Origin of the sequence: Microtetraspora malaysiensis (assembly GCF_050947145.1) — a bacterium.
GTDB lineage: Bacteria > Actinomycetota > Actinomycetes > Streptosporangiales > Streptosporangiaceae > Microtetraspora_A > Microtetraspora_A malaysiensis.
Window position 1 is genome coordinate 6,030,621 of record NZ_CP191998.1, and the last position, 13,224, is coordinate 6,043,844.

Here is a 13,224-nt window from a genome sequence, read left to right on the forward strand (position 1 = left end):
AGCAGGAGTCAGAGATGATCGTCGGAGTAGACGCCGGGACGTCCGGGGTCAAGGCGGTGGCCTTCGCGCCGGACGGCGAGGTGGTGGCGGTCGAATCGCGGCCGCTCGCGCTCGGCCATCCGGGCCCCGGCCAGGTAGAGCAAGACGCGGAGGCGGTGGTCGCGGCCGTCAAGGATGTCCTCGGGCGGCTCGCGGCGGGTGGCGTGCGGACCGGCGAGGTCCAGGCCGCCGGGCTCACCGGCCAGGGAGACGGGCTCTGGCTGCTCGACGAGGACGGCGGGCCCGCCGGGCCCGCCCTGTCCTGGCTGGACGGCCGCGCCACCCCGCTGGTCGGCGAGTGGATGCGCGACGGCACGTTCGAGGAGCTCTTCCGGCGCACCGGCAACGCCGCCTTCCCCGGCTCGGGTGCCCCCCTGCTCGCCCACCTCGACCGAACCAGCCCCGAAACGCTGGACCGGGCGACCACCGCCGCGCGCTGCAAGGACATGATCATGCAGCGGTTCACCGGGGTGCGTGCCACAGACCTGTCCGACGCCTCCAACCTCTTCACCGATCCGCGGACGAGGGAACGCGACGCGGACCTCCTCCGCCTGTGCGGCCTGGAGCACCGGCGGGGACTGCTACCGCCCGTCGCGGCGGAGCTGCCGGCCGGGGAGATCCTGCGGGGCGCCTTCCGGGGCGTCCCGCTCTCCGCCGGGCCGTACGACCTGCCGGCCTGCGCCGCCGGGGCGGGGGTCGCCCGGCCGGGCGACGGCCTGCTGATCATCGGGACCACGCTCGCCTGCGAGGTGGCCACCGACCGGCTCGACCTTGGCGGGGAGCCCGCGGGCCAGACCCTCTGCACGCCGGACGGCTGGCTGCGCGCGATGCCCGCCATGACCGGCACCGCGGCGCTCGACTGGCTGCTCCGCCTGGTCGGCGTCGGGCACGGCGAGCTCGGTGACCTCCTCGGCCAGAGCCCGCCGGGCGCGCGGGGCGCGCGTTTCCTGCCCTACCTCTCTCCGTCGGGCGAGCGTGCGCCGTTCGTCGAACCGGCGGCGCGAGGCAGGCTCGACGGCCTGGAGCTGGCCGTGACCAAGGCGGACGTCGTCCGCGCCGGGTGCGAGGGCCTGGCCTTCGCCGCCAGGCACTGCTTCGAGGCGGCCGGGCTCACCGGGGAGGTGGCCGTCTGCGGTGGCGGCACCGGCTCTGATGCCTGGCTGCAGCTGTTCGCCGACGCGCTGGGGCGTCCGCTCCGGCTGGCCAGGGGGCCGGAGGTGGGCGCGAGGGGCGCGGCGCTGGCCGCCGCCCGCCGGTTCGGCGTCCCCGTGGACGAGGCCGCCTGGACGGCGGGCACCCGCTGGTACGAGCCCCGCCACGACCTGGAGGACTACTACCGGCGCTACCTCGACGACGTGCGGCATCTGAGAAGTCCACTGTGAAATATAAAGATAGGCATTGTTAAGAACACATTTCGCTTGCTAAAAAGTGTGGGCTGCAGCAGATCTCCTCCCGCCAACCCCCTGGGAGATGCCTGGCTCATGCGGCTCGGCGGTACTCGTTGATCGCGCCGCCGAGTACTTTGCGGCGTTCGATCCGGCCTTTCCCGTACAGCCGCATGGCCCGGTAGATTCGTTCCACCTCGGACTCGCGCATGTAGCCCATGCTCGGAGAAACCCCAGTTCAGATCGTATATGCGAGTTTTGACGCACCACAGTCGGCGAGGTTGGTCAGCTCAAGGCAGCCTGACCCGCCCACCGGCCGCGTCAGGGCAGGCCGGCGCCGCCAGGGTTCCGGGACCGAACCGCACCATCCCGGAACCACACCCCGTACGACCGCCACCTCCTCTCACCTCCCACTGGACGCATCGGCACCACCACCTGTTCGTTTTGATCAGGTGGTCGTTGCCCTCGCGCCTGATGAGGTCGGTGGCCGTTGTAGTGACCGACGTACTCGTCCCGGCTCTATGAGGGATACCGGAAGGCAATGGATGCCGTCCCGGCCTCCGGCGATCGCCGCCCATTCCAGATCGACCCGCGATCGCCGATGGCGGCCGTCGACTCGGCCTTGGGGTTCATCTCGGAAGGCGCGCGCATGCTCCTCCTGGAGCCCGCCCTGTTCTGCACCGACGTCCTGATCATGCTGAAGCGGGCGTGCGATGTGCAGCTCTCGCCGTTCTCGGTATCGGGCGAGTATCTCCGGCTGGCAGGCTGCGGTGACGACTTGCGGCTCATGTTGGAGCTGTTCACGTTCCTCAAGCGCTCAGGTTCGGAGCAGATCATCACCTACGCCGCCGCTGACATGGCCCGCATCTTGGCCTAGACCGACGAGAAGTCATCGAATGCGGGTTCGATAAATGCTTGACTTGACGAGTCAGGTATGGCTACATCTCTGCCATGATCAACCCCCCACCCCCGGAAAATTCCCACCCGATCGGGTCCAGAGGACACCTGCGCTCGCCGCGAAAGCTGAAACGCGGCACCCGGCTAACGCGCCGGTTGGTCGCCCTCGGCGGCGCCTTGGCCGTGGCAGTCGGCCTTCTCACAGCCGTGGCACCCGCCGCGTCAGCCGCCGACTCCACCACGTACCTCGACGGCGCCACAATTGGCGGTGACGTGGCCGCAGGCGGCGGCAAGGTCTTCATCGCCGCGAACGACCGGATCATCGTCGCGAATACCCAGGGCACACTCAAAGGGGCCATCACCGACGTATCCGGTGCACTAGGCCTTGCCATCACACCGGACAGCACCCGCCTGTACGCGGCGCTGAGCGGATCGAATCAGGTGGCAGAAATCGACACCGCCACCCTCACTGTCACCCGGCGGATCGACCTGGCCGCGTACCCGTGCCCGACGAACCTGTCACTGTCCGGCAGCCGGCTGTGGGTCGGGTACGGTTGCGGCGTCGGGTGGGGCGGCGGCGTCCTCAGCCTCGACCTGTCGGCTACGGCACCGGAGCCGGTCCGGATCCCTGTCATCATGTACAGGGCCCCACTGGTCGCCGCCGCCGGGAATGCATTGGTGGTCGGCAGTCCGGGGAGGAGCCCGGGCGATCTGCTGGTGTACGACGTGAGCGCCACCCCCGCCACCCTGCGCGGCGAGATCAGCGGCCACACGCACAACCTGGGCTTCCTGAACGACCTCGCCATCACGCCGGACGGCTCGATGGCGATCTCGTCGTTCTGGCATCCATACCGGTACGACGGCTGGGACACCACCACCCTGGCCAACGTCCGTACCTACGGCGCGGAGCCGACGTTTCCGGGCAACTCGCAGGCTGTCGCGGTCAGCCCGGATGGTGCTCATGTCGCGGGTGGGCGGGCGTCCGGGTCCGGTCGGGGCATCGAGGTATACGACGCGGCGACAACGGCTAAGACCTACACGAACGACAACCCGGTCGGTGAGCTAGTTCCCGGGAGCCTCACCTTCTCAGGCGCCGATGTCTTCGGCGTGCTCAAGGAGCCGTCTACCAACCGGCTCTACCTGTGGCGACTGCACGGTGCCACCCTCCCAGCATCCTTCCCGACGTCGACGTTGACCCTGACGGCTCCGCCATCGGCGACAGCGCGCGAACCGCTCACCATGACCGGCCGGCTCACACTGTCCGACGGGTCGGATCCGGGTGCGCAGCCGCTCGTGGTGACCCGCCGACAGCCCGATGGAACCAGCGCGACGCTCGCCGGTGTGACAACCGCGGCGAACGGTACGTTCACCATCACCGACACCCCACCCGTCGCCGGGACGATCAGCTATGACGTGGACTGGGACGGTAATTCGGACTTCCGGTGGAGCAGGACCTCGGTGACCGTCACGGTGGCCAAGCACCAGTCGTCGCTCACCCTGTCCGGACCGGCGGGGGGAATCGCCCGCACACAACTCCAGTTCAGCGGCGCACTCGACACCGGCGACCAGACTCCCCCGCCCGGCACCTCGTTGACCGTGCAGCGCACCGTTTCCAACCGCAACGGCACCATCACCACCACGCTGCCAGCAGTGACCCCCACCCGCGACGGATCTTTCAACTTCACCGACACCCCCACCGAGGGCGGCACCTACACGTACAGCGTCCAGTGGGCCGGCGACGACACTTTCCAATCAGCGCAGGCCAGCCACAACGTCACGGTGGCCAAGCACCAGTCGTCGCTCACCCTGTCCGGACCGGCAGAGGGGAGCACCCGCAAACAACTCCAGTTCAGCGGCGCACTCGACACCGGCGACCAGACTCCCGCACCCGGCACCTCGTTGACCGTGCAGCGCACCGTTTCCAACCGCAACGGCACCATCACCACCACGCTGCCAGCAGTGACTCCCGCCAGCGACGGTTCGTTCCGCTTCGCGGATACACCCACCGAGGGCGGCACGTACACGTACACCGTCCAGTGGGCCGGCGACGACACTTTCCAATCGGCGCAAGCCAGCCACAACGTCGCGGTACAGGGAGGGCACGGGTAACCGGCACTGCGGCCGCTGACACCCGCCCCTGACTCCAACGCCGAAACACCGAAGTCCCTGTCCTCCACTCGGAGGGCAGGGCCGTTTCGAGTCGATTCAGAACGCCTGAGGTCGGCGACACGGCCAAACCAGCATCGGCGGACCACCGTCGGTGCTGAAGCACAAGCCCAGGTGGTCGCTCCGCCGAGTACGCCGGAGACGGACACCGGCACCACCGGGAAGTTCATCATGTGTCAATGTTCTGAGCGGGGATCTTCCACCAGCACGGAAGATCGCTACGTTCGCCGACGCGCTATCGCCCTTGTCTACGCTCGGCGATTCGCCTGGTCCAGAACTGCCCGGGTCTCGAGGGAGGCGGAGACGCCGAGGGCGGCAAGGCGTGCCTTGAGTTGGCGGACGCGTAGGCGGGCTTCGTCGGAGCGGCCGAGTTCGACCAGGAGCCGGATGGCTGCCCGGGCTGCGCTTTCCATGTCGGGGTCGAGCGCGCATGCCTGGTCGAACACCTCCAGTGCCCGTTCGCTCCGTCCGGCTCGCTCGTGGAGCGTCCCGAGTTGGAGGAGTGCCTTGACGCTCGCCACGGTCAGCGGCCACCGGTGATCCTGGTCAATCCAGTCGTACTTGAGGCCCTGCCCCAGGCGTCCTCGACACAGGCCAGCGACCGCTTCCAACGCGACCGTCTTGGCTTCCCCATCAGCAGCGGTACGCGCGTCGGCGAGCGCTCGGTGGAAGGTCCACAGGTCGACGTCAACGTGCTCTGCCTCAATGCGGTAGGTCTTGCCGCTCCGCTCGACGAAACTGGCCTCCTTGTCTCGAAGGCCGGTGGATTCGCGCAGTGCGACGCGCAGATCTTTGAGGGCGCTGTGGAAGCGGTAGCCGGCCAGCGTCTCCTCAACATCCGGCCAGAGATGCTCGCAGATCTCCTCGCGTTCCAAGCCCTTCGGACGGACCGCGAGAAGCACGAACAACTCCAGAGCCTTGGTTCGGCCGGAGATGTCGACCACCCTGCCATCGACCTCGACGATAGGCTCGCCGACGACGCTCAATCGCACGCGGCGCTCCGCCGTGCCAGGCGGCGGCACAGACAGGTCCACTTCCCGCGTTGGCTGTTCTGCGGGCATGCCGTTCCCCACGGCGAGCCTGTGGAGCACCGCGCTCGCGGATTCCTGGGGCAGGTGGAACAGGGTGGCGTCTCGCAGCTTCTCGGCCAGTGTCCCAGACGCCTCCGCCACCTGGTGGTCCCCGCCGACCTCACACGTCGTTCCGGACGCTGACCGCCCGACCACCAGTGCTCCGATGCCGAAACTGGACGCGAGGCCCATGAGCGTGTCCAGATACGAGTGCCCTTCCAGTGAGCAGGCGGTCAGGAGCAGCGCGGACAACGGCTCGTCGGGTGCGGCGTCACGCAGCTCGGGGATGTCGTCGGCTTCCGAGTCTCGAAGGATGCGGCGAATCAAGGAGTGGCGTGGGCTGGCCTTCCGGTTCGACAAGACGCCCGACAGCTATCTGGCAGGCCTGCACCTACGCGGAGCCGTCTTGTGGATCCGAAGCCTCTGACCGGCCTGAAGATCCGAACCTCGTACAGGCTCTAGCGGGGAGTGCCCTCAGTGTCAAGCTCAAGTTGGCCTTGACCTCCCCTCCAGGTGGACGGGTGCTTCCTTCATTCGTATGAGTGCCAAAATCATCTCCGGTGGGGAGCTTCTGGACAACGAGCCTCCCTAGCGTGGCCGTTATGAATTGCGCATTGCTCAGACGGGGCGTTGCCTCTGCCGTGGCGGTCGGCCTTCTGCTCACCGGGCCCGCCGTACAGGCCATGTCAAAGCCCGTCACTGTGGCCCTGCCCCAGCCGACAGGTCCACGCGAGATCGGCACTGTCGCGCTGCACCTGCGTGACGGCTCCAGGGCCGACCCGTGGATCAAGGCACATGACCGGCGTGAGCTGATGATCAGCCTGTGGTACCCCACGCGTCGTCCGGACGGCCACCCCGCTGCGCCTTGGCTGCCGCCTCGCGCCGCCGAGGCCTTCTATCGCAACAGCAGCCTCTCGCCTGCGGCTGTCAGCCTGCCTTTGACCCATGGCCGCGAAGGGGCCCGTGTGGCGGGCCGGGGGCTGCCCGTCGTACTGTTCTCGCCCGGCAACGGCGCCGACCGTTCCATGAACACCGCCACGGTCGAAGAACTGGCCAGCTGGGGCTACATGGTGGTCACGATCGATCATCCGGGCGATGCCGGCGAGGTGGAGTTCCCCAACGGCACGGTCACCGGCCGTGTCCTGAAGCCAGTCCCGGTGAGCCGGCTGGACGAGAAGGCCGAAGAGATCAAGGTGCGGGTGGCTGACACGCGCTTCGTGCTGGACCGGCTCAAGGAGCTGAACAAGGGGCAGAACCCCGATGCTGAAGGCCGGAAGCTGCCGGAGGGGCTGCGTGGCGCGTTCGACCTGAGCAGGGTCGGCATGTTCGGCCATTCCGCGGGAGGAGCGACGGCCGCCGCGACGATGCTGGAGGATCGGCGGGTCAAGGCGGTTCTGAACCTGGACGGACCCGCCCTCGGCAAGGTGGCCGCCAAAGGATTGGCCAAGCCGTACATGCTCATGGAGGCCGAGATCTTCGACAAGCCCATCCGCGGGCAGAAGGCCTTCTGGTCCCGGCTGAAGGGCTGGCGGCTGCACGTGAAGACCAAGGGTGTCAAGCACAATTCCTATACCGACCTGCCGCTGGTGTACGAGCAGGTGGCCCCGGTGATCGGCCTGTCAAAGGAGCAGTTGCGAGCGGTAAACGGGACACTGTCGGCGGCGCGTTCCGTGGCCGTCACCCGCGCCTACACCATGGCCTTCTTCGATCTGCATCTACGGCGCAAAGGCGACCTGCTCGACAGGCGTTCCTCGCGGTTTCCCGAGGTGCAGGTGATCGCCCGTTAGAGCCTGTACGAGGTTCGGATCTTCAGGCCGGTCAGAGGCTTCGGATCCACAAGACGGCTCCGCGTAGGTGCAGGCCTGCCAGATAGCTGTCGGGCGTCTTGTCGAACCGGAAGGCCAGCCCACGCCACTTCTTGATTCGATTGATGCACCGTTCCGCTGTGTTGCGCTGCTTGTAGAGATCGGGATCATGGCTGACCGGGCGTCCGCCGCGAGAGCCGCGCTTCTTGCGGTGGGCTGCCTGATCGGCCTTCTCCGGAATGACCGCCTTGATTTGGCGTCGGCGCAGGTAGGCGCGGTTGCCGCGGGAGGAGTACGCCTTGTCAGCGGCAACCGCGCCCGGCCTGGCGCGCGGACGGCCGATCGGCAGGCGGATCTTGATGTGCTCCAGCACGGCGCGAAACTGCGGGCTGTCTCCGGCCTGGCCGGGAGTCAGGACGAAGGACAGCGGACGGCATCGACGGTCAGCCGACAGGTGCACCTAATCAGTTCTGGGAGTAAGAGCCTGTTCACAGATGCTTAAGTGCGGGTCCGTAGAGGGCAGGGCCGATCTTGTTGATGTGGCCTTGGCGTGACCATTGGGACAGCTGGACGCGGAAGCTGTTGACGTTGTCGATCCCGAGGATGGCGGCCAGCTCGCTGCCCTTCCATGCCCGCCAGGGCTGGGCAGCCAGGAGTTCGAGGACCTTGCCGCGCCGGTCGGGGCTGGTCGGCGCCGGCAGCGGTGGAGGGTCGCTCCAGCGGCCGTGGGCTGGCAGTCCTGCCAGGTCACGGGTGAGGCGGCGGGTCATGTGGTGGACGGTGGCCCACAGCACCATGGCTTCGTGATGCTCCGGTTTTCGTTCATAGCAGCGGACCAGACGGCGGTAGCGCATCAGCAAGGCGAAGGACCTCTCCACCACCCACCGGCGGGGCAGCACGACGAACCCCTTCATGTCGTCATTGCGCTTGACGATCTCGATGGTGCAGGCCAGGACTTGCTTGGCCCAGGTGACCAGCCGTCCGGCGTAGCCGCCGTCAGCCCACACCAGGCCGATGGTGGAGAACTTCTCCCGCAGCCGGGCCAGCAGCGGAGCGGCACCGTCACGGTCCTGCACTGAGGCCGCGGTGCTGATCACACAGATCAGCAGGCCGAGGGTGTCGACCGCGATATGCCGCTTCTGTCCCTTGATCTTCTTGCCGCCGTCGTACCCGCAGGCGGCCGAGCCGACGGTCTCGGCCGCCTTCACGCTCTGCGCATCGATCACCGCCGCGGTCGGCGCCTCCTTGCGGCCGGCCGCGACCCGGATCCGGCCGCGCAGCCGATCCACCAAGCTGTGCGGCATCCCCCGGGCGGACCAGCGTTCGAAAAACGCGTACACCGCCGGCCATGGCGGGAAGTCCACCGGCATAGCCCGCCACTCGATCCCGTACCTGGTCACATAGCCGATCGCGTCCAGCATCGCCCGTAGATCATGACGTGTCGGTGCACCGCCTGGGCCCTTGCGTAACCTGGCCATCACCGCCTCGGCCTCCGGCCGCAGCACCTGCCACTGCTCATCGGTCAGATCCGACGGGTACGACCGGATCCGATCCCGGCACAGGCAACCGGGCACAACACAACTGGCGCTGACGCCAGGAAACCGGTAGACAGTCATCCAAGGGCTTCTGGTGGGCGAGTGATCTCTAGACACTCCCTCGACTATCAGAAGCCCTCTTCTGTCTCCAGAGCCGACACGCCAACTGTCAATCCCCTGAAAACGTGGAGACGGTCCTATGCCACAGCGGCCCTCAGCAGGGCCGTTGAGGTTTGCCTCTTCTCGGTCATCTGATGCTCGAATGTGATGGGGGACAGTCCGTCGTTGGCGCTGTGCCTCCTCCTTGTGTTGTAGAAGTCGGCGATCCAGGTTGCGATCTTCACGCGGGCCTCAGCCCGAGTCCGGAAGCGGTGCCGGTGCACGTACTCGACCTTGAGCGTGCTGTTGAACGCCTCGGCCGCGGCGTTGTCGAGAGCGCATCCCACCCGGCCCATCGACTGCACCACGCCGTGCTTGCGGCATTCGGCCTGGTAGCGGGCAGCGGTGTACTCCGACCCACGGTCCGAGTGAAAAATCACCCCGTCCACATTCCCGCCCCTGGTGGCCACCGCCATCTGAAGTGAAGCGACGGTCAGCGCCGCGTCGTGGTGCTCGGACATGGCGTAGCCGAGCAGCCGGCGAGAGAACAGATCCTCAACCGTGGCCAGGTACAGCGACCCTTCATCGGTATCGATCATTGTGCCGTCGCCGACCCACAGCACGTCCGGCGCGACCGCGGTGAACGTGCGGCCGACCAGGTCCGGCGCCGCTCGCCGTTTGCCCTGCCGGGTCAGCGACCGGCGCTTCTTGGGCGGGCGGCCGGCCAGCCCGAGCTCAGCCATCCGGGCTGCGACCGTGTTCTCCGACACCTTCCAGCCCTCGGCGTGCAGGTCCTGCGTGATCCGGGGCGAGCCGTAGGTGCCGCCCGATGCCGCAAACAGAAGCTTGATCTCCTCATCCAGGCGCACCCGCCGCTGCTCACGCGCCGTCGGGGCGGTCTGGCCGATGCGGTTCTTCCACTTGTAGAACCACGACTGCGACACCCCCAGCGCCCGGCAACTGGTGGCGTGGCCGATGTCATGGTCGGTCTTCTGAGAGCAGATGAAGGCCGCCACGCTCACCGGCCCATCGCCTCTTTCACCCACAAGACCACTGAGCGCTTGAGCACTGTGAGACTGGACAGGCACCGCCCGGAGCGCCCAGGTCTGACCCGGCTTGAGACTGGCCCCGTGCCTTCGTGATGACCTGTCGCCTGGGCCTGGGCGTGCCGCCGACCAGGCGGGGATGTGTCCCCATAGGGGCCTTGCGAGCGCATCGTCACAGTCCTGACCTCCTCCGCCCGGCCGGTGACCCCCGAGCCTGTGAGGAGAACCGTGACCCGCGCCGTTGCCGAGACCACCCGCGTTGACGATGAAGAGATCGTCTTGGGGGTGGACACCCACGCCGACACCCACGTCGCCGCGGTCGTCACCGCGCTCGGAAGGCTCGTGGCCACCGAGTCGTTCCCGACGACCGCGGCAGGGTATGCCGCCCTGCTCACCTGGGCTCGCGGACACGGCCGGTTGCGCCGGGCCGGCGTTGAGGGCACCAGTTCCCACGGAGTGGCGCTCAACCGCTACCTGCTCGGCCAGGAGATCCAGGTCCTCGAGGTCAACCGGCCCAACCGGGCGGCACGGCGCCGACGCGGCAAGAGCGACGCCGTTGACGCCGAGAACGCTGCGCGGGCGGTCCTGGCCGGACAGGCCACGGCGATCGCCAAGACCGGCGACGGCGCGGTCGAGATGATCCGGCTGTTCAAGATGGCCAAGGATTCCGCGATCAAGGCACGAACTCAGACCATGAACCAGCTCAAAGCCGTACTCGCGCGAACCGATCCAAGTCTGCGCGACTCGCTCAAGGAGCTTGGACAGGCCGCGCTGCTGCGCACGTGCGCCGCGTTCCAGCCCGGCTCCCTTGGCGGGATCGAGAACGCGGCCATCGCCGTCCTGCGCACCCTGGCCTTGCGGATCATCGCGCTCACCGAGGAGATCCGCACCCACGAAAACGCCCTGACAGAGATCATCACCGGCTGCGCCCCACGGCTGCTCGAACGGCACGGAGTCGGCCCGGACACCGCCGCTTGTCTCCTCATCACCGCAGGTGACAACCCTGAGCGGCTGAACAGCGAGGCCGCTTTCGCCGCGCTATGTGGCGTCAATCCCATCGAAGCGTCCTCTGGAAAGACGGCCCGACACCGTCTCAACCGTGGTGGTGACCGGCGCAGCAACAGCGCCCTCTACACAGTCGTGCTGACCAGACTCGGGCGCGATCAGCGCACCCGCGACTACGCGCAGCGGCGTACCGCCGAGGGCAAGTCCAAGAAGGAGATCATCCGCTGCCTCAAACGGTACGTCGCCCGAGAAGTCTTCCCGATCATCAGGGAAGCGCTCTCACCAGCGCAGACTGCATCAGCGACGGCTTGACAAACATAGGGGCGTCATCACGCTCGTCTTCCAGCTCAGCGCGTTCCTTCTCCCACGCCGCCTTCTCGCGAGCGTGCTGCTTGACCAGCTCGGCCTTCTCCCGCCGCAGCCGCGCCAGCTCCTCGCTTTCGGACTCCTTCAGCGTCCCGCCTCCGCCGCTGTTACCGCCGGCCTGCCCGTTGGCGTGCCGGTCCATCTGCACCCAGTCATCCTGACCCTTCCACGGACGCCACACAGGCGTGAAAATTTGAGCGGGCTGCTCGCCGACGCCGGTCATAACGTGGGACACATCGATCCCGTCACTCAGTCTGGCGCTGGGGCCCCGACCTTGATGGGTCACGCACTGTTTGCTTCGAGCACGCCGGTCAGAATGTTCGGCTCCCGACCGAGGCCCCCGAGCAGCCCGCCACCACCCCCGGCCGACAAGGAGCGATCACCCCATGGCGATGAGAGAACCCGTGGAAGTCCCGGATGAGGAGCATGAACATCTCATCGAACGAGTCGCGGCGATCGATGTGGCCAAGGCGTTCGGCAAGGTGTGCACGCGGATACCGCACCCGTCCACGTCCGGACGCCGGGTGACCAAGGTGTGGGACGTGGAAGCCACCATGAACGCGGTCACCGAACTCAGCGACCGGCTGATCGAGTTGGGCGTGGAGAAGGTCACCGTCGAATCGACGGGCGACTACTGGCGGATCTGGTACTACGTGCTGGAGGCCCGGGGACTGAACGTGCAACTGGTCAACGCCCGTGACGTCAAGCACCTGCCAGGCCGGTCGAAAACCGACAAACTGGACGCGGTCTGGTTGGCCAAGCTCACCGAGAAAGGCCTGGTTCGGCCCTCGTTCGTACCCCCCAAGGAGATTCGGACGCTGCGTGACTACACGCGGATGCGCAGCGACCTGACCGCCGAGCGGACCCGGTACTGGCTACGGCTGGAAAAGCTACTGGAAGACTCCCTGATCAAGGTGTCGGCGGTGGCCAGCACACTGACCACAGCCTCCATCCGGGACATGATCGAAGCGCTCATCGCAGGAGAACGCAATCCACGGGTGCTGGCCGAGCTCGCCCGCGGCAGGATGCGCGCCAAGATCCCAGCACTGGTCGAAGCGCTCACCGGCCAGTTCGACGACCACCACGCCGAGATCGCGGCGCTGCTACTGGCCCAGATCGACGGTCTGGATGCGCAGATCGGCAAGCTCACCGCCCGAATCGAGCAGCTTCTAGACGATCTGCCTGCCGCGCAGCCACATCGCGCCTCGGGCGACAGCGGCCGGGACGGGAATTCTTCCACGAGCCCCAGTCACCATCCCGAGATCACCACGGCCAGTCAGCCGATGCTGTCGGCCGTGGAACGGCTCGATGAGATTCCCGGCATCAGCCCGGCGGTCGCTCAAGTCATCCTGGCGGAGGTGGGACTGGACATGAACCGGTTCCCCACCGCCGGCCATCTGGTGTCCTGGGCGAAACTATGCCCGCGAACGATCCAGTCCGGCGCCAAGAGCCCCACTGGCGGCCGGACCGGCAAGGGCAACCCCTACCTCAAGGAGTCCTCGGCCAAGCCGCGGCCGTGGCTGCCCGGACCGATAGCTTTCTCGGCGAACGCTACCGGCGCATCGTCAAACGCCGCGGCAAGCTCAAGGCTCTGGTCGCCGTCGCCCGGTCGATCCTGGTCATCATCTGGCACCTGCTCGCCGACCCCACGGCCAAGTACTTCGACCTAGGAGCCGGGTACCACGCCGACCGCGTGAACAAGGACAAGAGGATCCGCACTTACGTCCGGCAGCTCGAAGCACTCGGTCTGACCGTCACCCTGACCTCGGCCGCCTGACCCATACCGCTGTGGCAAACCCCGAACCGGCGAT

The 13,224-nt window shown here is 67.4% G+C and carries 9 protein-coding genes and 2 pseudogenes; 6 read left to right on the forward strand and 5 right to left on the reverse strand.

Translation table 11 applies throughout. The features are described from left to right. Positions 1–14 precede the first annotated feature (14 nt). The 3 genes and pseudogenes from ACQP1V_RS28440 (at position 15) to ACQP1V_RS28450 (ending at position 4,430) form a co-directional block, all read left to right on the forward strand. Positions 15–1,421 carry an FGGY family carbohydrate kinase gene (locus ACQP1V_RS28440; protein ID WP_433413127.1) on the forward strand — a complete coding sequence of 469 codons (1,407 nt, stop codon included), beginning with the start codon at positions 15–17 and terminating at the stop codon, positions 1,419–1,421. 520 nt (positions 1,422–1,941) lie between these two features. Further along, a pseudogene (locus ACQP1V_RS28445) lies at positions 1,942–2,301 on the forward strand (hypothetical protein); the annotation flags it as partial. A 293-nt stretch (positions 2,302–2,594) separates the two neighbouring features. Continuing rightward, a complete protein-coding gene (locus tag ACQP1V_RS28450) occupies positions 2,595–4,430 on the forward strand; it encodes a YncE family protein (RefSeq protein WP_433413128.1) in 1,836 nt (611 codons plus the stop codon). 305 nt (positions 4,431–4,735) lie between these two features. Here ACQP1V_RS28450 and ACQP1V_RS28455 read toward each other — a convergent pair whose 3' ends face one another. Beyond that, positions 4,736–5,884 carry an AfsR/SARP family transcriptional regulator gene (locus ACQP1V_RS28455; RefSeq protein ID WP_433413129.1) on the reverse strand — a complete coding sequence of 383 codons (1,149 nt, stop codon included), beginning with the start codon at positions 5,882–5,884 and terminating at the stop codon, positions 4,736–4,738. Positions 5,885–6,240: 356 nt separating this feature from the next. Here ACQP1V_RS28455 and ACQP1V_RS28460 point away from each other — a divergent pair, with 356 nt between their 5' ends. Next, positions 6,241–7,344 (forward strand): alpha/beta hydrolase family protein, encoded by a 1,104-nt coding sequence (locus ACQP1V_RS28460; RefSeq protein ID WP_433413130.1) that lies wholly within the window; start codon positions 6,241–6,243, stop codon positions 7,342–7,344. Positions 7,345–7,375: 31 nt separating this feature from the next. Here the strand turns inward: ACQP1V_RS28460 and ACQP1V_RS28465 are convergent. The 3 genes and pseudogenes from ACQP1V_RS28465 to ACQP1V_RS28475 form a co-directional block, all read right to left on the reverse strand. Then, positions 7,376–7,822 (reverse strand): annotated as a pseudogene (locus tag ACQP1V_RS28465) (IS5 family transposase); the annotation flags it as partial. A 28-nt stretch (positions 7,823–7,850) separates the two neighbouring features. Next, on the reverse strand, positions 7,851–8,978 hold the full coding sequence (locus tag ACQP1V_RS28470) for an IS5 family transposase (RefSeq protein ID WP_433413131.1): 1,128 nt from the start codon (positions 8,976–8,978) through the stop codon (positions 7,851–7,853). Positions 8,979–9,094: 116 nt separating this feature from the next. After that, positions 9,095–10,018, reverse strand: coding sequence for an IS3 family transposase (locus tag ACQP1V_RS28475; protein ID WP_433413132.1), 924 nt, complete (start codon positions 10,016–10,018; stop codon positions 9,095–9,097). A gap of 252 nt (positions 10,019–10,270) precedes the next feature. On the opposite strand from ACQP1V_RS28475, the gene ACQP1V_RS28480 reads away from it, so the two are divergent. After that, entirely contained in the window at positions 10,271–11,359 is a 1,089-nt protein-coding gene (locus ACQP1V_RS28480) for an IS110 family transposase (protein WP_433413133.1), read from the forward strand. Here ACQP1V_RS28480 and ACQP1V_RS28485 read toward each other — a convergent pair. Beyond that, complete coding sequence (locus ACQP1V_RS28485; RefSeq protein WP_433413134.1) at positions 11,313–11,636, reverse strand: hypothetical protein; 324 nt, start codon at positions 11,634–11,636, stop codon at positions 11,313–11,315. The genes ACQP1V_RS28480 and ACQP1V_RS28485 overlap by 47 nt on opposite strands. Before the next feature lie 181 nt (positions 11,637–11,817). Between ACQP1V_RS28485 and ACQP1V_RS28490 the strand changes: the two genes are divergently transcribed. Further along, positions 11,818–13,083, forward strand: a complete 1,266-nt coding sequence (locus ACQP1V_RS28490) for an IS110 family transposase (RefSeq protein ID WP_433413100.1) — start codon at positions 11,818–11,820, stop codon at positions 13,081–13,083. The last annotated feature ends 141 nt before the right edge of the window (positions 13,084–13,224 follow it).